The sequence below is a fragment of the Hoeflea sp. IMCC20628 genome, assembly GCF_001011155.1.
Taxonomy (GTDB): Bacteria; Pseudomonadota; Alphaproteobacteria; order Rhizobiales; family Rhizobiaceae; genus Hoeflea.
The window spans coordinates 2,768,749-2,795,195 of sequence record NZ_CP011479.1 but is presented as its reverse complement, the minus strand read 5'-3'; the positions used below and the strand labels follow the sequence as shown (position 1 = coordinate 2,795,195).

The 26,447-nt window shown below is 59.8% G+C and carries 22 protein-coding genes; 17 read left to right on the top strand and 5 right to left on the bottom strand.

All coding sequences use genetic code 11. The features are described from left to right. Positions 1 to 38: 38 nt before the first annotated feature. The 11 genes from IMCC20628_RS13305 (at position 39) to IMCC20628_RS13255 (ending at position 11,487) form a co-directional block, all read left to right on the top strand. Entirely contained in the window at positions 39 to 905 is an 867-nt protein-coding gene (locus IMCC20628_RS13305; RefSeq protein WP_047030619.1) for an ABC transporter permease, read from the top strand. Further along, entirely contained in the window at positions 905 to 1,690 is a 786-nt protein-coding gene (locus tag IMCC20628_RS13300) for an ABC transporter permease (RefSeq protein WP_047030618.1), read from the top strand. Before IMCC20628_RS13305 ends, IMCC20628_RS13300 begins: the two co-directional genes overlap by 1 nt. 37 nt (positions 1,691 to 1,727) lie before the next feature. Next, on the top strand, positions 1,728 to 2,873 hold the full coding sequence (locus tag IMCC20628_RS13295) for an extracellular solute-binding protein (RefSeq protein WP_047030617.1): 1,146 nt from the start codon (positions 1,728 to 1,730) through the stop codon (positions 2,871 to 2,873). Positions 2,874 to 2,936: 63 nt separating this feature from the next. Continuing rightward, the gene (locus IMCC20628_RS13290) at positions 2,937 to 4,025 is read left to right on the top strand and encodes an ABC transporter ATP-binding protein (RefSeq protein ID WP_047030616.1); all 1,089 of its coding nucleotides are present in this window, start codon (positions 2,937 to 2,939) and stop codon (positions 4,023 to 4,025) included. Between the two features lie 178 nt (positions 4,026 to 4,203). Continuing rightward, positions 4,204 to 5,130, top strand: coding sequence for a 3-keto-5-aminohexanoate cleavage protein (locus tag IMCC20628_RS13285; protein ID WP_047030615.1), 927 nt, complete (start codon positions 4,204 to 4,206; stop codon positions 5,128 to 5,130). Beyond that, entirely contained in the window at positions 5,127 to 5,618 is a 492-nt protein-coding gene (locus IMCC20628_RS13280) for a GNAT family N-acetyltransferase (RefSeq protein ID WP_052766422.1), read from the top strand. The genes IMCC20628_RS13285 and IMCC20628_RS13280 overlap by 4 nt, the downstream gene beginning before the upstream one ends. Beyond that, positions 5,615 to 6,637, top strand: coding sequence for a histone deacetylase family protein (locus IMCC20628_RS13275; RefSeq protein ID WP_047030614.1), 1,023 nt, complete (start codon positions 5,615 to 5,617; stop codon positions 6,635 to 6,637). Before IMCC20628_RS13280 ends, IMCC20628_RS13275 begins: the two co-directional genes overlap by 4 nt. After that, the gene (locus IMCC20628_RS13270) at positions 6,634 to 7,761 is read left to right on the top strand and encodes an FAD-dependent oxidoreductase (RefSeq protein ID WP_047030613.1); all 1,128 of its coding nucleotides are present in this window, start codon (positions 6,634 to 6,636) and stop codon (positions 7,759 to 7,761) included. The genes IMCC20628_RS13275 and IMCC20628_RS13270 overlap by 4 nt, the downstream gene beginning before the upstream one ends. Beyond that, positions 7,758 to 8,105: a RidA family protein gene (locus IMCC20628_RS13265; RefSeq protein ID WP_047030612.1), complete on the top strand. Its 348-nt coding sequence runs from the start codon at positions 7,758 to 7,760 to the stop codon at positions 8,103 to 8,105. The genes IMCC20628_RS13270 and IMCC20628_RS13265 overlap by 4 nt, the downstream gene beginning before the upstream one ends. A 154-nt stretch (positions 8,106 to 8,259) precedes the next feature. After that, entirely contained in the window at positions 8,260 to 10,119 is a 1,860-nt protein-coding gene (recQ, locus tag IMCC20628_RS13260; protein WP_047030611.1) for a DNA helicase RecQ, read from the top strand. 204 nt (positions 10,120 to 10,323) lie between these two features. Then, positions 10,324 to 11,487: an MFS transporter gene (locus tag IMCC20628_RS13255; protein WP_047030610.1), complete on the top strand. Its 1,164-nt coding sequence runs from the start codon at positions 10,324 to 10,326 to the stop codon at positions 11,485 to 11,487. A gap of 35 nt (positions 11,488 to 11,522) precedes the next feature. On the opposite strand, the gene IMCC20628_RS13250 is transcribed toward IMCC20628_RS13255, so the two are convergent. Then, positions 11,523 to 12,047 carry an NUDIX domain-containing protein gene (locus IMCC20628_RS13250; RefSeq protein ID WP_082128134.1) on the bottom strand — a complete coding sequence of 175 codons (525 nt, stop codon included), beginning with the start codon at positions 12,045 to 12,047 and terminating at the stop codon, positions 11,523 to 11,525. Positions 12,048 to 12,436: 389 nt separating this feature from the next. Here IMCC20628_RS13250 and IMCC20628_RS13245 point away from each other — a divergent pair, with 389 nt between their 5' ends. Then, complete coding sequence (locus IMCC20628_RS13245) at positions 12,437 to 13,678, top strand: efflux RND transporter periplasmic adaptor subunit (RefSeq protein ID WP_245307774.1); 1,242 nt, start codon at positions 12,437 to 12,439, stop codon at positions 13,676 to 13,678. Positions 13,679 to 13,725: 47 nt separating this feature from the next. Beyond that, positions 13,726 to 16,863, top strand: a complete 3,138-nt coding sequence (locus tag IMCC20628_RS13240) for an efflux RND transporter permease subunit (protein WP_047032556.1) — start codon at positions 13,726 to 13,728, stop codon at positions 16,861 to 16,863. Between the two features lie 137 nt (positions 16,864 to 17,000). Here the strand turns inward: IMCC20628_RS13240 and IMCC20628_RS13235 are convergent, their stop codons facing one another. The 3 genes from IMCC20628_RS13235 to IMCC20628_RS13225 form a co-directional block, all read right to left on the bottom strand. Continuing rightward, on the bottom strand, positions 17,001 to 17,924 hold the full coding sequence (locus IMCC20628_RS13235; protein ID WP_047030609.1) for an NADP-dependent oxidoreductase: 924 nt from the start codon (positions 17,922 to 17,924) through the stop codon (positions 17,001 to 17,003). 255 nt (positions 17,925 to 18,179) lie between these two features. After that, positions 18,180 to 19,118, bottom strand: a complete 939-nt coding sequence (locus IMCC20628_RS13230; protein WP_047030608.1) for a DUF808 domain-containing protein — start codon at positions 19,116 to 19,118, stop codon at positions 18,180 to 18,182. A 182-nt stretch (positions 19,119 to 19,300) separates the two neighbouring features. Beyond that, on the bottom strand, positions 19,301 to 20,293 hold the full coding sequence (locus IMCC20628_RS13225; RefSeq protein WP_047030607.1) for a zinc ABC transporter substrate-binding protein: 993 nt from the start codon (positions 20,291 to 20,293) through the stop codon (positions 19,301 to 19,303). Between the two features lie 104 nt (positions 20,294 to 20,397). On the opposite strand from IMCC20628_RS13225, the gene IMCC20628_RS13220 reads away from it, so the two are divergent. The 3 genes from IMCC20628_RS13220 to IMCC20628_RS13210 are packed head-to-tail and all read left to right on the top strand — an operon-like array spanning position 20,398 to position 22,572. Then, complete coding sequence (locus tag IMCC20628_RS13220) at positions 20,398 to 21,318, top strand: metal ABC transporter ATP-binding protein (RefSeq protein WP_047030606.1); 921 nt, start codon at positions 20,398 to 20,400, stop codon at positions 21,316 to 21,318. Beyond that, the gene (locus tag IMCC20628_RS13215; RefSeq protein WP_047030605.1) at positions 21,308 to 22,153 is read left to right on the top strand and encodes a metal ABC transporter permease; all 846 of its coding nucleotides are present in this window, start codon (positions 21,308 to 21,310) and stop codon (positions 22,151 to 22,153) included. Before IMCC20628_RS13220 ends, IMCC20628_RS13215 begins: the two co-directional genes overlap by 11 nt. After that, positions 22,150 to 22,572 (top strand): Fur family transcriptional regulator, encoded by a 423-nt coding sequence (locus IMCC20628_RS13210; RefSeq protein WP_047030604.1) that lies wholly within the window; start codon positions 22,150 to 22,152, stop codon positions 22,570 to 22,572. The genes IMCC20628_RS13215 and IMCC20628_RS13210 overlap by 4 nt, the downstream gene beginning before the upstream one ends. A gap of 111 nt (positions 22,573 to 22,683) precedes the next feature. On the opposite strand, the gene IMCC20628_RS13205 is transcribed toward IMCC20628_RS13210, so the two are convergent. Next, positions 22,684 to 24,324, bottom strand: coding sequence for a M10 family metallopeptidase C-terminal domain-containing protein (locus IMCC20628_RS13205; protein WP_197078296.1), 1,641 nt, complete (start codon positions 24,322 to 24,324; stop codon positions 22,684 to 22,686). 694 nt (positions 24,325 to 25,018) lie between these two features. Between IMCC20628_RS13205 and IMCC20628_RS13200 the strand changes: the two genes are divergently transcribed. Continuing rightward, complete coding sequence (locus IMCC20628_RS13200) at positions 25,019 to 26,272, top strand: sodium:proton antiporter (RefSeq protein WP_197078295.1); 1,254 nt, start codon at positions 25,019 to 25,021, stop codon at positions 26,270 to 26,272. The last annotated feature ends 175 nt before the right edge of the window (positions 26,273 to 26,447 follow it).

Sequence of the window (26,447 nt, the reverse complement as noted above, 5' to 3'; positions counted from 1 at the left end):
TGGGGGTAATAAAAAAAGCGCCAAGGAGCGCGGGGAATATGAGTATCGAACAACGCGAGGCGCGGCAGCCGTGGATTCTGCTGGCGCCAGCGCTTACGGCCATCGGCTTGCTGCTGATCGTGCCGTTGATGTTTATCGTTGTCTACTCGTTCTGGCTCAAAAGTGCTGCCGGCGCAGACACGCCGGGTTTCTTTCTCGACAACTGGACTGAAGCGCTGACCGACCGGTTTTATCGCGACATTTTGCTCAACACACTCAAGATTGCCGCCATAACCACCATCGCATGCGCTTTGCTCGGCTACCCGGCGGCCTATTTCATCTCCCGCTCCAAGGGAAACAAGATGATCCTGCTGCTGCTTTTGATGCTGCCCTTCTGGATCAGCTACATCATCCGCACCATGAGCTGGATCAACATTCTCGGTGTCTCCGGAGCGCTCAACTCGGCGATGATCTATGTGGGCATCATCGATGAGCCGATCCAGATGCTCTACAATCAGACAACAGTCATCCTTGGCCTGGTGCATTTCCTGCTGCCGTTCATGGTGCTCAATATCTTCGTGAGCCTCGACGGTATCGACACCAATCTGGAAGACGCCGCGTCATCGCTGGGGGCAACCCGCTGGCAGGGCTTTTTGCAGGTGACGCTGCCGCTGTCGCTGCCCGGACTGGCGGCTGGCGGGCTGCTGTGTTTCGTGTTGTCCGCTGGCACTTACATCACGCCTGTGATCCTCGGCGGGCCGCGTGATGCGATGTTTGCCAATCTCGTCTACGAGGCCATCATCCGGCAGCTCAACTGGCCGCTCGGCTCGGCGCTGTCGCTGCTCTTGCTGGTCGTGCTCGGAGTTCTGGTGTTGATCTACAACCGCTATCTCGGCATGGCGCAACTGGCAAAGGGGCTTGGCTGATGGGTTGGCGTCTGATCCGCACCTACACGATCCTGGTCTATCTGTTCATGTTCCTGCCGATCGTGGTGGTGGTGCTGTTGTCGTTCAACGCCAACCAGTTTGGCAGCTTTCCGATGACCGGCCTGTCGACCCGCTGGTTCGAGGCGCTGTGGAACAATGACGCCATCCTGCGCGCCTTCCGCACCTCGATCGTGCTCGGATTGATGACCGCCACCATCTCGACCGTGCTCGGCGTGCTCGCAAGCCTGGCGCTGGTGCGTTACAAGATCCCCGGCCGCAACCTGATCACCACCCTGCTGATCGCGCCGATCCTGGTGCCCGAAGTGGTGCTGGCGGTAGCGCTGCTGCTGTTTCTTAATTTTCTCAATATCGGCAAGAGTTTTACGCTGCTGCTGGCGGGCCACGTCATTTTCACGCTGCCCTTTGTCATTCTCGTGGTGCAGGCGCGGCTGGTCAGCATTCGACGCGATGTCGAGGAGGCAGCACTCAGCCTTGGTGCCTCACCAATGCAGACTTTCTTTTCCGTCACATTGCCGCTGCTGATGCCGGCGGTGGCAGCGGGCGGGTTGTTCGCCTTCACCATCAGCTTCGACGATATCACCGGGACACTGTTCTGGAAGCCGGGCGGTATCGAAACCGTCCCGACACAGATCTTCTCGATGCTTCGCAATTCGATCTCGCCCGAGATCAACGCTCTCGGCACGGTCATTATCGTGTTGACGGTCGGGCTGCCGCTTATCGGGGTAGCCGTGGCTCGAATACTCGCAACAAAAAGCGGCGCATGAACCGCCCAAGGTCCACAAACCAAGATGGAGAACACACATGGATGATACCAAACGTTATGAGCGGCTGCGCGAGCGGTTCCAGAATGGCGACATCAGCCGCCGCTGTTTTTTCGGCCTTCTCGGCGCAGCCGGCGCTGCCTATGGCCTGCAGATGCCTTTCGCCCGTCAGGCGCTGGCAGCCGGCGATGTGACCCAGGTCCGTTTTGACGGCTGGGGCGGTGTTGTATCGGAAGCCTTCCGCAAGCACGCTTTCGATCCCTATACCGAAAAGACCGGCATCAAGGTCATCGACGGCACTTTCCCCGGCGGCGACGAATATCTCGCTCTGGTGCGTGCCAGCCAGCCGGGCGAATACAACATCGCTCACCTTTCCGGCGTGTTCGATTACGCCCGCTACCACAGCTTCGATCTGACCAGCGAACTCAATGTCGCCAATATTCCGAACATGGCCAATGTCATGCCGGCGCTGATGAACGCCTTCAAGTCGATCACCCCCGACAGCCTCAGCGCTGCGCCTTACGATTACGGCACCACCGGACTTGCCTACAATCGCAAGCACATCAGCGACGAGGAAATGAAGGAAAAGGGCGCCAAGATCCTCATCGACGAGAAGTACAAGGGCAAGATCGGCGGCTGGAGCGACTGGCGCACCCGGATGTGGTACGCCGCACTGCAGACCGGACAGGATCCCAACGACATCCAGGATCTCGACGCCGCCTGGGATGCCGTGCGCAAGCACCGCGATCTGGCACTCAAATACTGGGCTTCGGGTGCCGAACTGATGAGCCTCATGGCAGAGGAAGAGATCTATGTCACCGAAGGCTGGTCCGGCCGCATCTATGCGCTGCAGGAGCAGGGCCACGATATCGGCTATTACGATCCGCCGAGCAGCTTTGGCTGGCAGGAATGCCTGTTCGTGCTCAAGGGCAGCCCGATGGCAGCCTGCGAAGAACTGCTCAACTTCATGCTCGACAAGGACACCTCGATTGCGGTGGCCGAAGGCCAGAGCTATCCGCCTGCGCTCGATCCGACCAAGGTCGATCTCGGCGCCAAGATCCCGAAACTCCCGGCATTTGACGCCACCGGCACACTCGCCGGCCTGACATTCGCCGATCCGGGATACTGGAATGGCAACGAAGCTGAATGGTCGAAGGAATTCGGTCGCGTCCAGAAGGGCTACTAGGCCCAACACCCGGCCTCGTCAGTTGGCGGGGCCGGAATTTTTCTCAATCGGAGGCACGATGCCGTGAGCGCAGTTTCCCTGACCCAAATCGTCAAGCGCTTTGGTGACTTCACCGCTGTTCATCCGATGTCGCTGGATATCGAGGAAGGCAGTTTCGTCACCTTGCTCGGGCCGTCAGGTTGCGGCAAGACCACGACCCTGCGGATGATCGCAGGCCTGCTCGATCCCACCGAGGGTGAAATCGCCATCAAGGGCAAACGGGTCAATGATATCCCGATCCACAAACGCAATCTCGGTCTGGTGTTTCAGAACTACGCGCTGTTTCCGCACAAGACGGTGGCCGAAAACGTCGCCTTCGGCCTCAACTATCGCGATGTCGCAAAGGCGGATGTTGCCCGCAAAGTGGCTGATGCTCTGGATCTGGTGCAACTGCCCGATCTCGGCGCCCGCTACCCGAAGGAACTCTCCGGCGGCCAGCAACAGCGCATCGCGCTGGCGCGTGCCATTGTCATCGAGCCGGACGTGCTTCTGCTCGATGAGCCGTTGTCGGCGCTCGACGCCAATCTGCGCGAAGACATGCGGGTTGAGCTCAAGCGCATTCAGCAGCGCATCGGTGTGACCACGGTGTTTGTCACTCACGACCAGACCGAAGCCCTGGCGATGTCGGACCAGATCATTGTCATGTCGAAAGGCCGCGTCGAACAGGTTGGCGCACCTGAGCACGTCTACAATTCGCCCGCGACGGAATTTGTCGCCCAGTTTCTCGGCGCCTCCAATCTTCTGACGGCGAAATGCACAAGTGTGTCAGGCGGCGAAATGGCGCTTGAACTGCCAGGCTTCCCCACCATTGTAATTCCGCGGGAAAGGGCTCCTGATAGTCTTGGAACCGGCCCGGTGCGGCTTGTCATCCGTGCCGAGAAATTGCATCTCAAACCCGCCGACGCCGCCCCCGATGGCCGCGTGTCGGTCGAAGCCATCGTCGAGAATGTCGATTACCAGGGCCAGTCGGCGCGCTATTTCCTGCGTGTCGGCGATCATCAGTTGCAGGCCATCAACATGATCGAGGATCATCCCTTTGCCAATGGCGCCACGGTTGCCCTGCGATTCCGCGCGAAGGATTGTGCCGCGCTGGCCGTCGAGAGCAGGTCTTGACCTCCGCGCGCCAATTGCTCCGCAAGGTCCTGTCCCAGCGGCAGCCCCCGGCGCAAACCCATGGCCTGGCTCTGCGCGGCTATTCCCTGGATGCGCGCAACAGCACCAGACACGCTGGTCCGCGCGTTGTTCCAGTCACCACCGGGGTCGCCGCAACAGCGGTCTGACAGGGACCAGCATGTCGAAAATCATCATTTCCTGCGCCATTACCGGCTCGATTCACACGCCGTCGATGTCGCCTTTTCTGCCGTTAACTGCCGCGGCGATCACTGAACAGGCCATTGGTGCTGCGGAAGCCGGGGCGGCGATCCTGCACCTGCACGCCCGCAACCCTGAGACCGGACGACCATCAGCCCTGGTTGAGCACTACATGGGGTTTTTGCCTGCCATCAAGGCGCAAACCGATGCCGTGATCAACCTGACCACTGGCGGCAGTGCGGTAATGACAATCGAGGACCGTCTGGCCGGACCGATGGCCGCCGAGCCGGAAATGTGCTCGCTCAACATGGGCACGATGAATTTCGCGCTATATCCAATGCTCGCCAAACGCACCGAGTGGCTGCATGATTGGGAAGAGCCATTCCTCAGAAATTCCGATGACATGGTGTTCAAGAACACGCCGCGAGATATCGAAACCATTCTCACGCGGATGGGCCAGGATCGCGGCGCCCGCTTCGAGTTTGAATGTTACGATGTTGGTCATCTCTATATGCTGGCGCATTTTGCCGATCGCGGCCTGATTACAGCACCCTTATTCATCCAGTTCGTCATGGGTGTGCTGGGCGGTATTGCAGCGGAACCGGAACATCTGGCGCACCTCAAGCTGACAGCCGACACTCTGTTTGGAGATGATTACACCTTTTCGGTTCTCGCCGCCGGTCGGCAGCAGATGGCGATGGCCAAACTCGGCGCAGCAATAGGCGGTCATGTCCGGGTCGGGTTGGAAGACAATCTCTATATCGCCCAAGGTCAGCTGGCGAAGTCCAATGCGGAGCAGGTGGAGTTGGTGCGCGGCATCGTCGAAGACATCGGGCGTGTGGTGGCAACACCGGATGAGGCGCGTGTCATGCTGGGACTGAAGGGCAAGCAAGAGGTGGCATTTTGACTATCGAACAGATCAGCATCCGGCCGGCAGTGGTCGAGGATGCCGCAGCACTCAATCAGGCACTTGCGCAATTGTCCGCCGACATGGGCGACGTGCACCGGGCCAGTGATGCAGATATCGCGCGTTTCGGCTTTGGTGAGTCCCAGGTGTTTCACACTCTGCTGGCTGAAACGGCAGTCGGCGCCATTGTCGGTGTTGCCGCCTATTCGCCGTTCTTCTCAACCACCCTGGGCACTGTCGGCATCTATGTCTCCGATCTCTGGGTGGCCGAATCGGCACGTGGACAACAGCTCGGCGTTCGACTTCTTGCAGCGGTTCGCGATGCCGGCGCCACCGACTGGGATGCCAGCTTCATCCGGCTCAATGTCTATCATTCCAATCCCCGGGCGCGCGGCTTTTACGAGCGCCTGGGCTTTGTCGCCTATTCGGAAACACAGTTCATGACACTGGCAGGTGAGGCCATGACATCCTTGGGAGTCCCATCATGAAGGCCTTTTTTGACGAGCGCCAACGGGCGCATGACCCCAAACATTTCATGGCCAATGGCCGGCTTTCGGCCAATCCCGAGCAGCCGCAGCGCGTCGCCGAATTGACCCGTGGTGCCAAGGCAGCCAATTGTGCGCTACTTGCGCCGGCAGACCATGGATTGGGCCCGATCGCCGAGATCCACTCACCTGAATATCTGGCCTTTCTCGAATCCATCCATGCTCGCTGGATCCGCACAGAGGGCGCCTCCGAAGAGGTGATCCCCAACATCCACCCCGACCGGCGCATAGCCAGCTATCCCAGTTCAGCCGCCGGTCAGGCGGGCTTCCATCAGGCCGACACCTCTTGTCCGATCGCTGCGGGTACCTGGAAATCGGCCTACTGGTCGGCGCAAACCGCATTGAGCGCCGCTGACAGTGTGCTCGCTGGTGAGGCATCCGCCTATGCCCTGTGCCGCCCGCCGGGTCACCACGCCTTTGGTGATCTGGCTGGCGGGTTCTGCTTTCTCAACAATTCCGCGATTGCGGCTCAGGCGCTGCTGCGTGCTGGACGGCGTCCAGCCATCCTTGATGTCGATGTGCATCACGGCAATGGGACCCAGGGCATATTCTATCAGCGCAAAGACGTGCTCACTGTGTCGATCCATGCCGACCCGGCACGATTCTATCCGTTCTTCTGGGGCCATGCCGAGGAGCGCGGCGAAGGCGAGGGGCGGGGATACAATCTCAATCTGCCAATGCCGCGCGGCACCAAGGACGCGGAATATCTGTCTGCTCTCGATATCGCGCTCGGCCGGGTGCGGCATTTCGGCGCCGATGTACTCGTGCTGGCGCTTGGTCTCGATGCCCATGAAAACGACCCTTTTCACGGTTTCAGCATCACGACTCCGGGGTTTGCCAAAATTGCCGGGGCAATTTCCAGACTGGACCTTCCCGCCGTCATCGTGCAGGAGGGAGGGTATCTGTCCGCCGATCTCGGCGACAATCTGACCAGTTTTCTCAACGGATACCAAGCAAAATGAAGTCAAGTTCGGACATTCTGGTGATCGGTGCAGGTATCGCCGGCATCAGCGCTGCGGCGCAATTGGCGCCCGACGCGAAGGTTACCGTGCTCGAAGCAGAACCGGTGATCGGACATCACTCCACCGGACGGTCGGCCGCGGTTTTCATTCGCAACTACGGCAATTCCGTCTTGCGGGCGCTGAACGCCGCATCGGCGCCGTTCCTGGCCGTGCCGGGAGATGTGTCAGATTCGAGCCTGCTCTCGCCGCGCGGCGAAATGCTGGTGGCAACGGATGATGATATGCCGGCCTATGATGCCTATCTCAATGGCAGTGAAGGCATCGAGCGGTTGTCGCGGCAGCAGGCGCTGGAACTGGTGCCGATCCTCAGGGGCGAGGCGATTGCTGCCGCCGCGATTGAGTGGGATGCACAGGATATCGATGTTGACCGCATGCTGCAGGGCTTTGCCCGCAAGCTTCGCCGTCACCGTGGCCAGGTCGTCACCGGCGCGCCGGTACAGTCGATGGCCCGTCATGGCGGTCTGTGGACGGTGGTCACGCCGGCGGGGGAATTCTCCGCGCCTATCGTGATCAATGCAGCGGGCGGCTGGGCCGATACTCTGGCCGACATCGCCGGTGTCCGGCCGCTGGGCCTGCGGCCACTGCGTCGCTCGGCAGTTCTCATCCCGGCGCCTGAAAATCACGACATCACCCGTTGGCCCTTATTCGCCAACGCCGGCGACCAGTGGTACGCCAAGCCGGAAGCCGGAAAGCTGATGATTTCGCCGGCCGAAGAAGACCCGGTCGAACCACATGATGTCTGGGCCGACGATATGGTGATTGCCGAGGGGCTGCATCGTTTCGAGCAGGCTGTCACAATTCCGGTCACACGGGTCGATCATTCCTGGGCCGGAATGCGGACATTTGCGCCCGACCGCTCGCCGGTTGTAGGCTTCGCGGCTGATGCTGACGGCTTCTTCTGGCTTGCCGGACAGGGCGGCTATGGTATGCAGACTGCGCCCGCTCTGTCGCAACTGACGGCTGATTTATGCATGGGGCGTCTGTCGCCTCTGGGGCATGCCGTGGTAGATGCGCTCAGCCCGCGACGCGCGGCACTGAAATTTCAACAAGGACAAAACACATGAGTGACATCAAACGCATTGAAACCGGTCCACGCATGAGCCAGGCCGTTGTCCATGGCGGCGTCGTCTATCTGGCTGGCCAGGTCGGCACAGCCGGCGCCAGCGTCACGGTGCAGACCCAGGAAATCCTCGCCAAAGTCGATCGCCTGCTGGCTGAAGTCGGATCGGACAAGACCAAAATCCTGCAGACCACCATCTGGATGTCCTCGATGGCTGATTTCGCCGAGATGAACGCTGTCTGGGACAGCTGGGTACCACAGGGCCACACGCCTGCGCGCGCCGCTGGCGAATCCAAGCTGGCTACCCCGGAATACAACGTCGAGATCCTCTGCATCGCCGCCGTTTGAGCCTGATGCCATCCAGGCTCTGAGGAGCTTCGGCTGGGCATTTTCTCTTCGATTGTTATGGCTCGCCACGTCAGTGGCGGGCTATATTTTTGAGCTCTCGCCTGTAGCACTGAGACTGTGCGATAAACACGGACGTTCCCACGAAAGCGATTCCATGCCGCAGTCCAGTAGCCGTATCGAGCCGACGTTTGACCGCAAGGCAGCGGGCGACCCGCTTGCCATCCTCAAGCAGGTCTACGGCTACCCGGCGTTCCGCGGCAAGCAGGCGGCTGTTGTTGACCAGGTGATCTCGGGTGGCGATGCGGTGGTGCTGTTTCCCACCGGCGCCGGCAAGTCGCTGTGTTTCCAGATCCCGGCGCTGTGCCGTGAGGGCGTCGGCATCGTCGTCTCACCATTGATTGCGCTGATGCGCGACCAGGTCGAAGCGCTCAAGCAACTGGGCGTGCGCGCCGCAGCACTCAATTCCTCGTTGACCCGCGAAGAATTCATGGGTGTGCGCAGCGCCATCGCCAGGGACGAACTCGATCTTCTGTATGTGACCCCGGAACGCATTGTCACCTCCGGCTTCAAGGACATGATCGGCAACGCCAAAATTGCGCTTTTCGCCATCGACGAAGCTCATTGCGTCTCGCAATGGGGACATGATTTCCGGCCCGAATACCGCGAACTCGGCCATTTGGGCCAAGCCTATCCCGGCGTGCCGCGCATGGCGCTGACGGCAACCGCCGATCCGCACACCCGCGAAGACATCATCGACAAGCTGGCGCTGCGTTCGGCGGAAGTCTTCACCACCTCGTTTGACCGCCCCAACATCGCCTATGAGATTGTCGGCCGTGACCAGCCGCGTCAGCAATTGCTGCGCTTTCTGTCTCGCCACAAGGGCTCGAGCGGCATCGTCTACTGCCTGTCGCGCGCCAAGGTCGACGACACCGCCGAATGGCTCAACAAGCAGGGTATCCGGGCAAAGGCCTATCATGCAGGCATGGACCGCGGCATGCGCGATGCCCATCAGGATGCGTTTCTGAAGGAAGAGGATCTCTGCCTCGTCGCCACAGTTGCCTTCGGCATGGGCATCGACAAGCCGAATGTGCGCTATGTTGCCCATCTCGATCTGCCGGGTTCCGTCGAGGCCTATTACCAGGAAACCGGCCGCGCCGGGCGCGACGGGTTGCCGTCTGATGCCTGGATGGCCTATGGCATGGCCGATGTCATTCAGCGCGGACGGATGATCGACGGCGGCGGATCGGGCGACGATATCAAGCGGGTGGAGCGCGCCAAGCTCAATGCGCTGCTCGGCATCTGCGAAACCGCGGGCTGCCGCCGGCAGGCGATCCTGTCGCATTTCGGTGAGGCGCATCCGGGCAATTGCGGCAATTGCGACACCTGTCTCAAGCCGGTAGAGACCTGGGACGGCACCGACGCCGCCATTAAGGCGCTGGCAGCAGTCTACCGGACCGGAGAACGTTTCGGCACCGGCCATCTGATCGACGTGCTGCTCGGCAATGAAAACGACAAGACCACCCGTTTCGGCCATGTCGAAATGCCGGTGTTCGGCGTCGGCAAGGATATTTCCGCCAAGACCTGGCAGTCGGTCTACAGGCAATTGCTCGCCGCCGGTCTGGTGAGCGTCGACCATCAGGCCTTTGGCGCGCTGAAGCTCGAAGAGGCGGCACGCGCCGTGTTCAAGCACGAGCGCGAGGTGCGGTTCCGCAAGGACCCGCCGGTTTCGGGCAAATCCGCACGCGGCGCGTCATCGAGTTCATCCAACGCCAAATCCGCGCTGGAAGAGGCAGATATGGAGCTTTTCGAGGCACTCCGCGCTGCCCGTATGGCCATCGCCAAGGAATTGTCGGTGCCGCCCTATGTGGTGTTTCCCGACACCACGCTGGTGGCGTTCGCAACAGACCGTCCATCAGACCACGAGGAAATGCTCGGCGTTTCCGGCGTCGGCCAGTCGAAGCTGGAACGTTACGGCGATGCCTTCCTGAAGGTCATTCAGGCGCATCAGCGTTAGGCTTGACGGCAGCGCGATATCCGGCAAGCTGCTGTCGCTATCGTTCTCTCGCGACGAAGCGCCCGATGACAGCCAGCAGGCGCATCCCGTCAAGGCTTTCATAAAGGAATAGAGCTTGACGATAGTGCGGGAGGGGGCGAAGGACTAAAGTCTGAGATCATCACTCCGGACACAGGCTCCGGGCCGTTTCAAGGCTGTCCCCGAATGGCAAAACCGGAATTTGCGGCGACCCGCTACTATGCCCTGGCTTTTCTGGCGCCCGCGGTCACCATCACCTATCTGCCGATCTGGCTCAATGAACGCGGCATCAGCGATGCCGGCATCGGCCTGATCAACACGGTGCCGATGGCCGGCATGCTGTTGTTTTCGGTGTTTGTCGGACGGCTTGCCGACCGCGCGTCAGACTGGAAACAGGCGATCATGCTCGGAACCGGGCTGTGCGCCGTCTTTTCGCTGCTGCTGGGCCTTGCTGAAGGGTTCTGGATGATCCTGCTGGTCTGGACCATGGCCATCCTGCCCGCGGGACTGGTCAGTCCTGTGGCGGATGCTGCGACATTGCGATTGTCAATGCGCCTGGGGTTTTCCTTCGGAACGACCCGCGCCTGGGGCACCATCGGCTTTCTGGTGATGTGTTTTGCCACCGGCTATCTGATCCTCTGGTTCGGGGCGTCATCTTTTGTCTGGCTGTTTGCGATCGCTTGCGGGATGCGGTTCTGGGCGGCCACCGGCCTGCCAAAACTGCGCGATGCTGACAAGCCGCGCAGCAATCCGGAAGGCAAGCTGCTGTCACGCGAGGTGATGGCGGCGTTTCAGCCCTGGGTGCTGCTGCCGGTGATCGCTGGCGCAATCCTGTTTGCCAATCACATGGTCATGAACGCGTTTTCCTCGCTGGTCTGGAAACAGCAGGGCCTGTCCGAGCCGGTCATCGGTGTTCTGATTGCGCTGGGCGCGGCTGCGGAAGCGGCCACCATGTTTGCCTGGAAACGGATAAACACCCGCTTTCCCGCCCGTGTTCTGATCCTGATTGCCGGTGTTGTGGCGATCGCCCGCTGGATCGGCATGACCCAGTCTCCGCCGCTCGCCGTCATCGTGGTGATGCAGCTTGGCCAGGCGGTCACCTTCACCTTCGCCTATCTCGGCTGCCTCTATTTCATCAACAAGCGCACCAGCGAAGACATCTCGGCCGAGGCGCAGAGCCTGTTCGGCGTCATGATGCAGGGCTTTTCCATTCTCGTCGTCGCTGGCTTCGGCGTGGTCTTCGGCATGATCGGCGTCAACGCTTTCTGGATCTGCGTGGCGCTCTCGGTGCTGGCAATCGGCATGGTGCAGACATCACTCAAAATGCGTGGACCTGATCCGAGTGACTGAACACCGTCGGAATGAAGACCAAACAGCGGCCGGGATCAGAAAACCAGTTCGGGATGGCGCTCGGCATATATCCGGAACCAGGCCGTGAACAGTTCCGGATGGGCAGCGATTTCGGCGTGAAGCTGGTCACGGCTAATCCACCTTGTGTCTTCGACTTCTGATGGATCGGGCATGACTGCAAGCGCAGCCCGGTCCGCCGTGCCGACAAACATCGTCACTCGCTCGTGCTCATGCAGCCCGTTGCCGACATCGGCGGAATATTCAACCACGCGACGTTCCGACAGGGCCACGCTGAAGCCGAGTTCTTCCTGCAGGCGCCGCCGGGCGCAAAGCTCGGCCGGTTCGTCCCAATGCGGATGGGTGCAGCAGGTATTCGCCCAAAGCCCGCCGCTGTGATACTTCGCGGCGGCACGCTTTTGGATCAGCAGATGCTCGCCATCGAACACGAAAACCGACACTGCAAGATGAAACAGCCCATCGGCATGGGCCGCGAGTTTCTCGACCGGATACAACGAACCGTCTTCGGCAATGGCAGGTATCAGTATCGGTTGCACATTCATGGTCCTGTCCTGTTGCATCGGGCGCAGGTAAGAAAGCCGCCCGGCAAGGATGATGCACCTGCCACACCGGTCAGCGCTTGCCAATGACTTTGGTCATGTAACTGGTGCGCCGCGCACGAGACACAAGCCCGGTCCATTGTTTTCAACGCGGCTATACCCGGCCAGGCCCCCGTCATGACCTGCCATGAAATGATTCTTTTCTTAAAGAAACCGTCTTTCCGATTTTCGGAATCTGTTTAAATGGTAAGGTGCAGTCGGCAAACAACGCGCTATGTTTCCCGCATGCAACCTGCATTTGCCGCTGACACAGCCGGCATGCTCGGTCCGGACCCTGGTCGTGCAGACGAGACGCGTTAACTGGTGCTCTCGTCAGCACATATCTGAAAGATGTGAATTTGAAACTCTGGAAACAATTGCTTCTCTCACTGATCCTGCTTGCGGTCGCATTTGTTGGCTGGTCCTGGCTTTACCCGGGCGCGCATGATGTCCTAGCCCGAAACGGGCTTGAACGGATTTCGCTGTTCGCGCCCGCTGGCGATGAGGCCAAAGTCGACACGGCTGCCGGGCCGGGCGCAGCCGGTCGGGTCAGGGGCCGCGGGCAGCGCGAAGCACTTGTCATTCTTGCCCCGGTGGAGGAAGGGCTGGTCAACGACAAGCTCACGGCGATTGGTACCGGTCAGGCGGTCCGTTCGGTTTCGGTCAGAACACTGGTGTCGGGTCAGATCGCTGAAATTCCGATCCGTCCGGGCGGCAAGGTCGAGCATGGTGACGTCCTGATCCGGCTGGATGCCGCCGAAGAGGAACTTGCCGTCGAAAAAGCCAAACTTACGGTCAATGATGCGAAAGCCAAGGTGGAGCGTCTGCAAAGCCTGGTCGCCAGTCGCGCTGCCTCGAGTGTTGAAGCCGATCAGGCGCAAAATGCACTGGAATCGGCAAAGGTCGCGCTCAGGGAAGCTGAACTTGACCTGTCCCGCCGCACCGTGACCGCGCCGATCAGCGGTTCGCTCGGTATCCTGTCGGTCAATACCGGCGATTATGTCACCAGCCAGAGCGAGATAGCCAGAATCGATGACCGCAGTGAAATCCTGATCGAGTTTTTTGTACCCGAACGCTTCACCTCCGGCATGGAGGTTGGCAAGCAGGTCACGGCCATTGCAATATCGCGCCCCGGGGAGACCTTCGAGGGACAGATTTCTGAAGTCGACAACCGTGTCGATGAAGCAAGCCGCACCTTGCGCGTGCGAGCCCAGATCGCCAATGCCGATGACACTCTGCGCGCCGGCATGTCGTTTGAGGTCAGTGTCGGGTTTGACGGCGAACGATGGCCAACCGTCGATCCGCTGGCGATCCAGTGGGATTCAACCGGCTCTTATGTCTGGCAGGTTGAAGACAACAAGGCCCGTCGGGTCAACGTGACGATCATTCAGCGCAATGCCGAGACAGTTCTGGTCAAGGCTGACCTGTCTACCGGCGACGAGGTCGTGACAGAAGGCGTCCAGAGTGTTCGCCCCGGAGCCACTGTTCGGGTGATTGGCGGCGCTGATCGGCCGGAAGCAAGCAGCCCGGCAGATCAGGAGCCGACAGCTCAGCGCGTCTCTCCGGACAAGGCCAAGAGCGGGGATGGCGCATGATCGACCGCGACGAAACACCCACCGACCAGACTGATTCAAACGGCCCGATGGAGTCCGGCGGCGGCACCGCACTGATGGTGCGTCGGCCGGTGCTGGCCATGGTGATCAGCCTGCTCATCGTTGTCGCCGGTCTTGCCGGTCTTTACGGTGCCGAAATCCGTGAACTGCCCGATGTTGACCGTCCAGTGATCACCGTGACCACAACTTTTTCAGGCGCAGCACCCGAAACCGTCGACAGGGAGCTGACTGCGGTCGTTGAAGGCGCCGTGGCGCGCGTCTCTGGCGTTGCCTCAATGTCATCGACATCGACACTCGGCCGAAGCCGGGTGACCATCGAGTTCACCGAAAGCACCGATCTCAATGTTGCAGCCTCCGATGTCCGGGATGCGCTCGGCCGGGTGACCAACAACATGCCCGATGGCGCCGACGATCCCCGCATCGTCAAGGCCGACGCCAATTCCGATCCGGTCATGCGTCTGGCGGTGACGTCGGATCGCTACAACGTCCAGGACATGACCATTCTGGTCGAGGACCTGGTGGTCGACAGGTTGGCAGCCGTTGCCGGGGTCGCCGACGTCAATGTTTACGGCGACCGGGAGAAGGTCTTCCGTGTCGATGTCGATCCTTCGCGGCTGGCTGCCTTCGGCCTGACACTGGCCGATTTGCGCCGTGCGCTGAGCAATGTGGCACTTGATGTGCCTGCCGGATCACTGACGGCACGAACATCGGATATCGTGGTTCGCGCCACCGCCGATGTCACCACGCCCGAAGGTTTTGAGAACCTCTATATCAATGATCGGGTCAGGTTCCGCGATGTTGCCAGCATTACCCTGGGCGCCAATATCGGGGAATCGGTGCTGCGCGCCAATGGCCGCACCGGCATCGGGATCGGCATCATCAGGCAGGCAGCCTCGAATACACTGGAGATCTCGCAAGGGGTCAGGGCTGCCATAGGCGGAATTCAGGCAATTCTGCCCGAAGGCGTCGACATCAGGGTGACCAGCGATGACGCTACTTTCATCAGCGGCGCTATTGACGAGGTGCGGTCCACGCTGATCCTGGCCGTCATCATCGTTATTGGTATCATCTTCCTGTTCCTGCGCGACTGGCGGGCGACGCTGATCCCCGCTGTGACCCTTCCGGTGTCGCTGATCGGAGCGTTTGCAGCGATCTGGCTGGCTGGATTTTCGGTCAATATCCTCACCCTTCTGGCTCTGGTTCTCGCCACCGGCATGGTCGTCGATGACGCCATCGTCGTGCTCGAAAACATCGTGCGCAAACGCAATGAAGGCATGGGCGTGCGCGCCGCCGCCGTGATCGGCACAAAGGAAGTGTTCTTCGCCGTCATCACCACCACGGCGACGCTCGCTGCCGTCTTCATCCCGATCTCGTTCCTGCCGGGGCAGGCGGGCGGTTTGTTCACCGAATTTGGTTTCGTGCTGGCCTTCACTGTGATGATTTCCAGCGTTGTCGCCCTGACCTTGTGCCCGATGCTGGCATCACGGCTGATCAAGCGGCGCGACATGACCAAGGCGGGTGGCAAGCAAAGCGCCTTCGTCAGATTCGGCGCCCGCATGTCGAAAGCCTATGCTTCGGTTCTGCACCGCGCACTTGATGCGCCATTGATCGTCGTCGTCATTGCATTGTTGACGGCAGGCGCAGCGCTGGCGCTTCTCCCCACCATCCCGCAGGAACTGACACCGCCCGAGGACAGGGCCTTGGCGATCATGCGGATCTCCGCGCCGCAGGGCGTCAGCCTCGACTATACACGTGCTCGCATGACGGAAATTGAGCGCCTTGTCGCACCGCTTCGCGAAAGTGGCGAAGTTCAGAATGTGTTTGCCATTGCCGGAAACGGCGGCTCTGCCAACTCCGGCTTCATGGTGCTCAGTCTTGCGCCCTGGAGCGAACGGGAGCGGCCTCAATCCGAGATTGTCGCCGATCTCAACCGCGCCGTGGCTACTGTTCCGGGCTTGCGGGCTTTCGCCATCCAGCCCAACAGTCTCGGCATCCGTGGCGCCGGCAACGGTCTGCAGTTTGCCTTTGTCGGCAACAATTATGGTGAACTGGCCGGCGTTGCCCAGCAAATGGTCGAGAAACTGGAGCAGGACCCGCGCTACAGCCAGATCCAGCTCTCCTATGAAACCACCCAGCCGCAGATCTCGGTGCAGATCGATCGTGCCCGCGCCTCCGATCTGGGCGTCGATATCGATGGCCTTGCGCAGGCCTTACAGGCGCTTCTCGACGGCAGCGAAGTGGCGCAGGTGTTTATCGAGGATCGGTCCTACCCGGTCAAGCTGATGTCGACCACCAACCCGATCAATGATCCGACAGACCTGGAATCGATCTACCTCAAGGCCGGCGATGGCCGCATCGTGCCGATGTCTACCATTGCCTCGCTGACCGAGAAAGCTGTCGCCCCCGATCTCAGGCGCGAAAGCCAGATGCGCTCGGTTTCCATCACCGCCGGTCTGACGCCCGGTTTTGCGCTGGGCGAAGCCTGGTCCAATGCTGTTGATCTCGCCGAGCCGTTGATGCCGGGCGGTGTGCGCATTATTCCGCTGGCCGAAGCCGCGACGCTGGATCAGTCGTCGAACGATATGCTCATCACCTTCGGCATCGCCATCATCGTCGTGCTGCTGGTGCTCGCCGCCCAGTTTGAAAGCTTCGTCAGTGCGTTCATCATCATCTCGACGGTGCCGCTCGGGCTTGCCTGCGCCATTTTCGCCATGGCCTTCACCGGTGGATCGCTCAATGTCTACAGCCAGATCGGCCTTGTGCTGCTGGTCGGGGTCATGGCCAAGAACGGCATCCTGATTGTCGAATTCGCCAACCAGTTGCGCAACAAGGGCATGGATATCCGCGAGGCGATCGAGGAGGCCTCCAACATCCGCCTGCGTCCGGTGATGATGACGATGATCTCAACCGTGCTCGGTTCCGTGCCGCTGCTTTTGGCCTTCGGCGCCGGCGCTGAAGCGCGCATCGCGCTCGGCTGGGTGATCGTCGGCGGTCTTGGTCTGGCGATGATAGCGACGTTGTTCCTGACCCCCGTTGCCTATCTGCTGCTGGCACGCTTTGCCACACCGTCTGCGGAGGAAGAACGCCGCCTTGATACCGAATTGCGCGAGGCCGGCGACATGGCTGGCCGTCGTGCCAGCCAGCAGGAACTCTCGCCGGGCGAATGAATCAAAAGAGGCCCGTGTGTCAGGGGAAGACACACGGGCCCTATGCATGTCGTGTTCAAATGGATTCTTTTGAACGATAACGTTCATGCATCAATTCAAAGAGCTACAACACGAAAGCCGGCGCTTTGCTTTCGGGGTTACCTGATGGTGACGACGATCTTGCCGACCGCATGGCCATCGGCCAGCTTGTCGTAGGCAGCCGAAATCTCGCTGAGTTCATAGCTGCTGTCGATCACTGGCTTGACGATGCCCTTGTCGATCAAGGCGCCGAGTTCGGTCAGTTGTGCGCCGCTGGGCGACATGAAGAACCATTCGAACCGGACGCCATGCTTCTCGGCCAGGTTGTCGGTGTCCTGCCCCTTGATCGAAACCAGGACGCCACCTTTCTTCATAACACTGAAGGAGCGGGCCATGGTTTCGCCACCCAACGTGTCGAACACCACATCATAGTCTGAGACAGTGTCTTCAAATTTCTCGGTCTTGTAATAGATCACTTCGTCAGCGCCGAGTGAACGCACCAGATCTGCATTCTTGGCGCTGGTGGTGGTGGCGACATGCGCGCCAATGTGCTTGGCAATCTGGATCGCCAGGGTGCCGACACCGCCTGACCCGGAATGGATCAGGATCTTCTGCCCGGCCTTGAGTCCGGCCTTGTCGACCAGTGCCTGCCATGCTGTCAGTCCGGCAAGCGGAATAGAGGCCGCTTCGGCGTGGCTGATGCTTGCCGGCTTCAGCGCCAGTTCGGCAGCCTTGACGCGGGCGACTGCGGCCAGTGAACCGGCATCTTCCTGATTGGGACGTGCATAGACCGCATCGCCAGGCTTGAAGCCGGTTACGTCAGTGCCGACCTTGGTGACAACACCGGAGACGTCATAACCCATCACATGCGGGAAACTTAGCGGAACCATGTCTTTCATGTAGCCGGCCCGCACGATGCTATCGATCGGGTTGAGACTGGCGGCATACACTTGGATCAATACGGAATCAGCAGTCAGGACCGGCTCAGGGATCTCCGAAATCTCGATGTCAGTGGCGTAATTGTTGATGATGGCGGCTCTCATTATGGCAGTCCTAAATGGTTTGTGTTGGGCGCGAATGGCTCTGTTGCCCGCTCGGGCAGCGCGCCGCTTTACGTAAATTGAAGGGCAGGGTCTGAACGTCAGAGCGTCGCCTTGGCAAGCGTCCGCTCAGTCGATCAGACAACGGATGGAGACAACGCAGATGGCCGCTTGGGAGTTCCGCTTCAATGACCGTCACGTCATCGTGAAGAGCTGACTGTCAAGTTTGGCGATTGGCGCGGCGCAGATTTCATACGGTCAGCCACGCTTGAACACGCGCTTGCCCACGCTGATAATCGCCAGAAGCGCCAGCCCGACAGCAAGGCCGAAAATGCCGCTGAGCAGGGCTTCCGTCGCCCAGCCGAGGAAACCTGACGCGAAAGCAACAGCTTCGCGAACCGCGGCTGACGAGTCTTCGACCAGATGGCCGAAGAACGAGATGCCGAAGCCTTCCAGACCGTGGATGATGATTGAGCCGCCAACCCAGAGCATGGCCGCGGTGCCAATGCTGGCAACCGTTTCCATGAAGGTGGGCATGCCACGCACAATGGCGCGGCCGAGGCTGCGCGTCGCGTCAAAATAGGCGCCCTGCGCCATCTTCAAACCGACGTCATCGGCTTTGACCAGTACGGCGACGCTGCCATAGACGAGGGCGGTGATGCCCACTGCCACAAGCGCCAGCACCATGGCTTCCATCCACACTGTGCCGGATTCGATCGAGGACAGCGCAATCGTCATGATTTCTGCCGACAGGATAAAGTCGGTCTTGATCGCGCCGGCGACCCGCTGCTTTTCCAGATGCGCATGATCGATCGGATTGCCGTCATCGACCGGCAACGGTTCGGGATGGAAGATATGCCATATCTTTTCCGCGCCTTCAAAACACAGATACCCGCCGCCGATCATCAACAACGGTGAGAGCAGCCAGGGTGCGAACACGTTGAGCAGCATGGCAATCGGCAGCAGGATGACGAGCTTGTTGAACAGCGATCCACGGGCGATCTTCCAGACGATCGGCAATTCTCGCGCTGCCGGAAGACCGGTTACGTATTTCGGTGTCACCGCGGTGTCGTCAATCAGGATGCCGGCTGTCTTGACCCCGACTTTGGCGGCTTGCGCGGTGACATCGTCGAGTTGCGCTGCAGCAAGCTTGGTCAATGCGGCGACGTCATCGAGTAGGGCAAGCAGTCCGCTCATGTGGTGATCTTCCTGTCCATGCTTGCCCATACGCCGATATGGCGTGGTCCGGTAGAGGTCGCCGGATAACCGATACGGCCAGTCCCGGCAACCCTAACTACTATGCGTACAGGCAACTTGCGAAATCCGATATGGTTCCGCAAGCCCTTTCCTTGAGCATCCGAACAGGACGGCAGATCGATTCAACGCTCCTGAAGACAATCGCGCATTGACGTGCCGAGGTTCCGGATGAGGTCGAAATAGAGCTCCGGGCCATCATCAAGCGTTGCGCCCAGCGGATCGAGAACAGCAGAGCGGGCATCAGTGCCTTCAATGACAACGTCGATCAACTGGCCATCAAACTGCGGCTCGGAAAATGCACAGACGGCATTGAGATCGTGCACCTTGTCCTGAATCGCCGCAACCCGCTCGGCGCTGGCGCGGACTTCCGGATTGACCGTGACCGAGCCTGCGGCCTGCATGTCAAAGCGCTTCTCAAAATACTGGTACGCATCGTGAAAGACGATGAACTGACTGCCATGCACCGGGGCGAGGGTGGCGTTGACCTCGCCGATCAGAGCGTCGAGCCGCTCATTGGTCGTGGCGACGTTGGCAGCGTAGGTTGCCGCGTTGTCAGGGTCTGCCTTTGTCAGTGCCTCTCCGATAACCCGGACGAAGACCTTGGCGTTGAGCGGATCAAGCCAGAGATGAGCATCGAATCCGTCCCTGCCGTGATCATGCTCTTCGCTGGCCATCTCGTCATGATCATCCTGCGCGTGATCGGTATCCTCTGTCGCATGGTCATCATGGTCATGGGCTTCAAACGGACCGGCTTCGCGGAACGGCAGTTTGATCAGTCCTTCGGCATCAATCAGTTCCACCGAGCGGGCGTGTGCTCCGATTGTCTCGATTGGTTTTTCAAGAAAACTCTCGAGCTCGTGGCCGACCCAGAAGATCAGGTCGGCGTTTTCCATCGCCTGCGCCTGGCTCGGCTTGAGCGCATAGGCATGTGGGGAGGCAGCACCTCCGACAATCAGATTAGGTTTCCCAACACCCTCCATCACTGCCGCAACCAGCGCATGAACGGGCTTGATCGAGGCCACGACGTGCGGCTCGGCGAATCCTTGCGCCGCTGAGAATGGCAACATCGCGAGACAAAGCGCGGCGCTTGCGGCAAGGGAGCGAAACGATATCATGTGGTTCTCCGGAATATGTTATAAAGTTACAATCTTGTGTAACGGTATAACGTGTGCCATATCCTCAGACAAGATCGGGAAGCCGGTTTTTTTAAGGAATCGAAATGCTGCATCCTGAACGACCTCTGATCTCGCTGGAGCGCGCTGGTGCCGAACGCGGCGGCCGCTGGCTGGTGCGCGGGGTCGATCTGACCATCCGCAAGGGCGAGATCGTCACCCTGATCGGGCCCAATGGCTCGGGCAAATCGACCACCGCCAAGATTGCGCTCGGGGTGATCAAGCCCGACGAGGGCAGCGCGCACCGCAAACCCGGTCTGCGCGTTGGCTACGTGCCGCAGAAACTCTCGGTCGACTGGACGCTGCCCTTGACGGTGGCGCGCTTCATGCGTCTCACCGGCGGCGTCTCGGCCCAGGCTGCGGAGCAGGCATTGAGCGCCACCGGCATTTCGCATCTGCTGGCATCCGAAGTCCGCAATCTCTCCGGCGGCGAATTCCAGCGCGCCATGCTGGCCCGCGCGATTGCCCGCAAGCCCGACCTGCTGGTTCTCGACGAGCCGGTGCAGGGCGTCGACTACTCAGGCGAGATCGCGCTCTACAATCTGATCAAGTCCATCCGCGATGACATTGGCTGCGGCGTCCTGCTGATCTCGCATGATCTGCACGTGGTGATGGCTGCCACCGACCGGGTGATCTGCCTCAACGGCCATGTCTGCTGTCAGGGAACGCCGATCGCGGTGGCGGCGAGCGACGAGTACCGCCGGATGTTTGGTGACCGGGTTGATGCAGCGTTGGCAGTCTATGAGCACGACCATGATCACACCCATTTGCCCGATGGAACAGTGCGCCACGCCGACGGATCGGTGACGGCCAGCTGCCATCCCGACGATGGCCACCATAAAAACCACCATCCGGGTGATGGTCATCATGACGACGATCATTCCTCTCATCAGCACAATGACCATCACCATTCGCCGGGCGGCAGCTCCAGTTCAAAGACAGGGAAGGGCGATCGCGATGCTGGATGACTTTTTCACCCGTGCCATTCTTGCCGGTCTTGGCGTCGCGCTCGTCGCAGGCCCGCTTGGCTGCTTCGTCGTCTGGCGCAGGCTCGCCTATTTTGGCGATACGCTGTCCCATGCTGCGCTTCTCGGCGTGGCGCTGGCCTTCCTGTTCGAGATCAACATAACGCTCGCCGTCTTTGCGGTTTCGGTGCTGATCTCGCTCGCCCTGCTGCTGCTGCAAAAACGCGCCACGCTGTCCTCCGACGCGCTGCTCGGTCTTTTGTCGCATTCAGCCCTTGCCTTGGGTCTTGTCGCGCTGGCCTTCATGACCTGGGTCCGCATGGATCTGATGGGCCTGCTGTTCGGCGACATCTTGGCTGTCTCCAAGATCGACATCGCCGTCATCTGGACTGGTGGCGTAGCCGTGTTGGTGGTGCTGGCCCTGATCTGGCGGCCGTTGTTTGCAGCCACCGTCAGCGCCGAACTGGCGGAAGCCGAAGACATGCATCCCGACCGCGCCAATCTCATCTTCATGATCCTGATGGCTACGGTCATTGCCATGTCGATCAAGATTGTCGGTGTGTTGCTGATCACCGCCATGCTGATCATTCCCGCCGCCACCGCCCGGCGCTTTGCCTCGGGGCCAGAGCAGATGGCAGTCTTCGCCTCGCTTGCCGGCATGGCAGCCATCGTGCTTGGTCTTGAAAGCTCGCTGAGATGGGACACGCCGTCCGGTCCGAGCATTGTCGTCGCCGCCCTTGTCCTGTTTCTGGTCGCCATGTCTCCCATCGGCACACTGATCATGCGGCTCGTGCGTGGCCGGACTCCTCCAGCCAAAGCAGGCGGAACCTCATCATGAACCGGGACACCCACAGCCATGATCACGGGCGTGCTCCGTCCGACCTGACCAAGAACCAGTCGCTGGTGTTCGGTGCGCTGTCCCGCGCCGAGGGACCATTGTCGGCCTACACCATTCTCGACCAGTTGCGCGATGACGGGTTCCGCGCGCCGCTGCAGGTCTACCGCGCGCTCGACAAGCTGGTCGAGACCGGCATGGTCCACCGGCTTGAAAGCCTCAACGCCTTCGTCGCCTGCAGCCACCCCGGTTGCGACACCCACCAGACCATCGCCTTCGCCATCTGCGAAACCTGCGGCAAGGTAACAGAGATCTCCGATGAAGCGCTGGAAACCCGGCTGCGCGATCTCGCCCGCGAGGATGGCTTCACTGTCAAGAAGGCGGTGGTTGAATTGCGCGGGTTGTGTGCTGCGTGCCGTTAGAATCGATGCCGACCGAGACCCGCCACTAACCCCGGACAGCCCTATGCAGCCGAACGTCGGGGGTCAGCCAGCTTCACAAGATAAAGCGCTGATCTCCAGCCCGCTATCACCTCAAACGTAATAAAACCCGTCATCAAAGCCGAGGAACTCGATGTTGGTCAGCGTGTCGGTGCCGTCGCCGTTGCCGGGGCCGATCCATTCGACCGTCGTGACACCACCGGCTGAGGTGGAGATATTGTACTGGCTCTGATTGCCCGAGAAGAAGGCGTAGTCATTCGGGTCACTGCCGCCGTCGATGGTGTCGTTGCCGCGTCCTCCGGTCAGCAGGTCGCGGCCCAGCCCACCTTGAATGATGTCGTTACCGGAGCCGCCATTGATGCGGTCGGCGCCCGAACGGCCGACGATGGTGTTGTTGCCGGCCGTGCCGGTGATGTCATCGTCCTCAGACGTCGCGAAGATGTTCTCGATCCCGGTGAAAGTCGTCACCTGGGTGCCGTCACCAAGCCGGCCATAGCCTGCCGATCCACGAATGGTCAGGCCTTCGCCGTAGCCGCTGAACGAGACCGTGTCGCTGCCATAGCTGCCATGGAACTCGTCAACGCCGCCGCGGGTGTAGAAGATATCGGCGAAACTGTTGCCTCGTGCTTCCTCGTTGCCGCTGGTTCCCAGCAAGGTCAGGCTGTTGCGCGGTCCGATGACAGATTCGATATTTTCAAAATCAACATTGTAGACATTGCCTGTTGCCGTCGTCATTTCGGCTGTGTCGTTGCCGAGATCAACCCGCCATTTCGAATTACTGCCCGATAGGTCGACGGTATCGCTACCCGAACCGCCATAATAATCGTCAATGCCGCCGCCGCCGATCAGCATGTCATCGCCATTGCCGCCATACAGGTCATTGGAATAGGCGGTGCCTGTAATGGTGTCATTGCCATTGGATCCGACAACGTTCTCGATCGATGTCAGCATTTCGGTCTGGGAGCCGACCTTGGCAGTGCCCGTTCCAAGATCGACCCGCCAGCCGACATTGCCGTCGAACCGGGCCGTGTCGGAACCGGAGCCGCCATCATAGGTGTCGATGCCATTTCCACCGATGAAGTAATCATTGCCGCCGCCACCGGACAGATTGTCGTTGCCGTTGCCGCCTGCAAGGGTGTTTGCCTGTGCGTTGCCGATGATGAGGTCATGGCTGTTGCCGCCGGTGGCATTCTCGATCACCACGCCATAGGCGATGGCCACATCGTCATTTGTGCCGAATCTCGAAAAGGCGCCTTCATTCAGATCAATCAACACGTCGGTTGAATATCCGAATGCGGAAAGCTTGTCGGTGCCCCCTGCGTCCCAGATCACGTCTACGGTCGGAATTCGTGGGCCTGTGTAGACATCATTGCCGGTCGCGGTGTTCATGTTCGCGCCCCAGCGCTGCTGCAGGGCCGCAATATCAAAAGCAAGATAGCCTTCATTGTCCAACCCGGTATCTGGATTGGAGGTGTAGGACATGATCGTGTATTTGTTGTTGTCGTAGGCCGTAGGCAACACCGGGCTGCCGGAAAACGGATGCTTGAGGGTCAGCGCGTGGCCGATCTCATGCAGGATCAGGTCGGCAGAACCGGATTCAAGCGAAATGTCGTTTTCAAACACCGTGAAAGCGTCATAGTCGGTCAGCGTCGCGGTTTGGCCACTTGTAGTGTAGTAATACTGAAAGCCGCCTTTTCCAGCAGCATCATCAATCTGGACTTTCCCTACGTTCATATCAGGATCCGAAGATCCGCTAACTTCCTGAAAAGTCACGTTGATGAGCGTCTCGACATAATCAAGCAGCCCACGGTAGGTGGCTTTTTCCGCTGCGGAGAAAGATGTCCATCCAGTATAGGTATTCCAAAGATCAGCCGGCTGGCTTGATGCATATTGAAAGTTCATAACGTAAGGGCTTGCGCCTGACGTGTTAATACTTTCGATAGGAGTTTCGTCAGGGCCAAGATCAAATGTTATTGCATCAATACTGTCGGTCAGAAGGCTCATGTCGTTGCTCCGGAATCGGCAATCACAGTTTTGCCAATATTACACCTTTCGGCGCAAAACTGCCAATCCTTTAGTTTCTCTCAGCCGTTGCAAGGTACTCTATGGATATGACCGCGACGGAATGGTCGGTCAATCTATCGAAATGATCTGTCCTCCAAACTTGCGGCGAAGAGCTTCAAAACAGCTTCGACCGTGTCGCGGTTTATGGAGTCCTGTTGCAGGGGCGTACTCGCACCGCATTTCAATGCGCTTGCGTCCGAATTCGAGTATTAGCGGTAATCATCTGCCGCAGATCTCTTTGATGTTTATCAAGCGCGTCAGTCAGATGTTGTTAAGGCTTAGCCTCGACCTTGATTCTTCAGGCTTCCGCACATGGCTCCCGACGTCGTTTGCGCTATACTCTTTCTTTTAGGCCTTGCTCGACATGCTGACAGTTTACGATCTCGTTTCAATATTTTTGGTTCTGACGGCTGCGTTTGCCTGGATCAACCATCGCATCATCCGGCTGCCGCACACGATTGGTCTGCTCGTCATGGGGCTTGTCGCCTCGCTCGTGCTTATCGGTGCTGAGTTCATCTTTCCCGGAGTGCTTCCCTATGCAGATCTGGCGCGGATCATTCGGGAAATCGATTTTCAGAAAACCGTGCTCGACGGCATGCTGGCTTTTCTGCTGTTTGCGGGCGCCTTGCATGTCGATCTCGAGCGCTTGCGTGACCGGGCCTGGGTTGTCGGCTCGATGGCAACGGTCGGGGTTTTGCTCTCCACCGTGATTGTCGGCGTCGGCTTCTGGTTTGCCGCCGGTGCGCTTGGCGTTCCCATCGCCTTCTCCTGGGCACTGGTGTTCGGTGCTCTGATCAGCCCGACCGATCCGGTGGCCGTCCTGTCCACCCTCAAGACGGTTCATGTTCCGGCAATCCTCAAGGCCGAAATGGTCGGCGAATCGCTCTTCAACGATGGCGTCGGCGTCGTCATCTTTACCGTCCTGATGGCGGCCGCAATTAGCGCCTCGGGCGGCGGTATTGATCTGGTTGAGGTCAGCGAACTTTTCTTCATCGAGGCATTGGGCGGCGCCGTGCTCGGTTTTGCCACCGGCTACATAGCCTACCGGGCAATGCGTGCGATCGATGATTATCCGATCGAGGTGCTGATCTCGCTGGCGCTGGTTGCGGGCACCTACACGCTTGCGGCCAAGCTGCATATGAGCGGTCCCATTGCAGTTGTTGTTGCCGGTGTCCTGATCGGCAACCGTGGCCTGCATGATGCGATGAGCGACCAGACAGAGCGGTATCTGTTCGGGTTCTGGACGCTTGTCGACGAGATCCTGAACTCGGTGCTTTTTCTTCTCATTGGCCTTGAAGTGCTGGTTCTGCGCCTCGACTCGTCTTTTGGCTGGCTGGTCGTGGTGGCGATACCGCTCGTCCTGTGCGCGCGTTTGTTGGCGGTGGCCATTCCGGTGCTTGCCTTGAGTGCGAATTATAGCTTCACACGGGGTACAATTCCGGTGCTGACATGGGGAGGATTGCGCGGCGGCATCTCCATCGCTCTGGCGCTTTCAATCCCGGAGGGCCCCGAAAAGTCGGTCATTCTCGCCGCCACCTATGCGCTGGTTCTGTTCACCGTTGTTGTTCAGGGGCTGAGCCTGCGGGCTGTTGTCCAGCGCGTCGTCAAAGACACATAGAAACCCTCGCGATGGCAGCGCAATATCGGCACGGCCGGCGGCAGCCTGCCGATTGCACTGCAGCCACAATCCCGAACCGATGCCATTGCCGGCAGGTTGCACCTCCTCAGCGCTGCACCTGTAGTCAAGGTGTCGCAGATCGTATAGTTTTCCAGATAGGAGTTTTGAGTAAGGG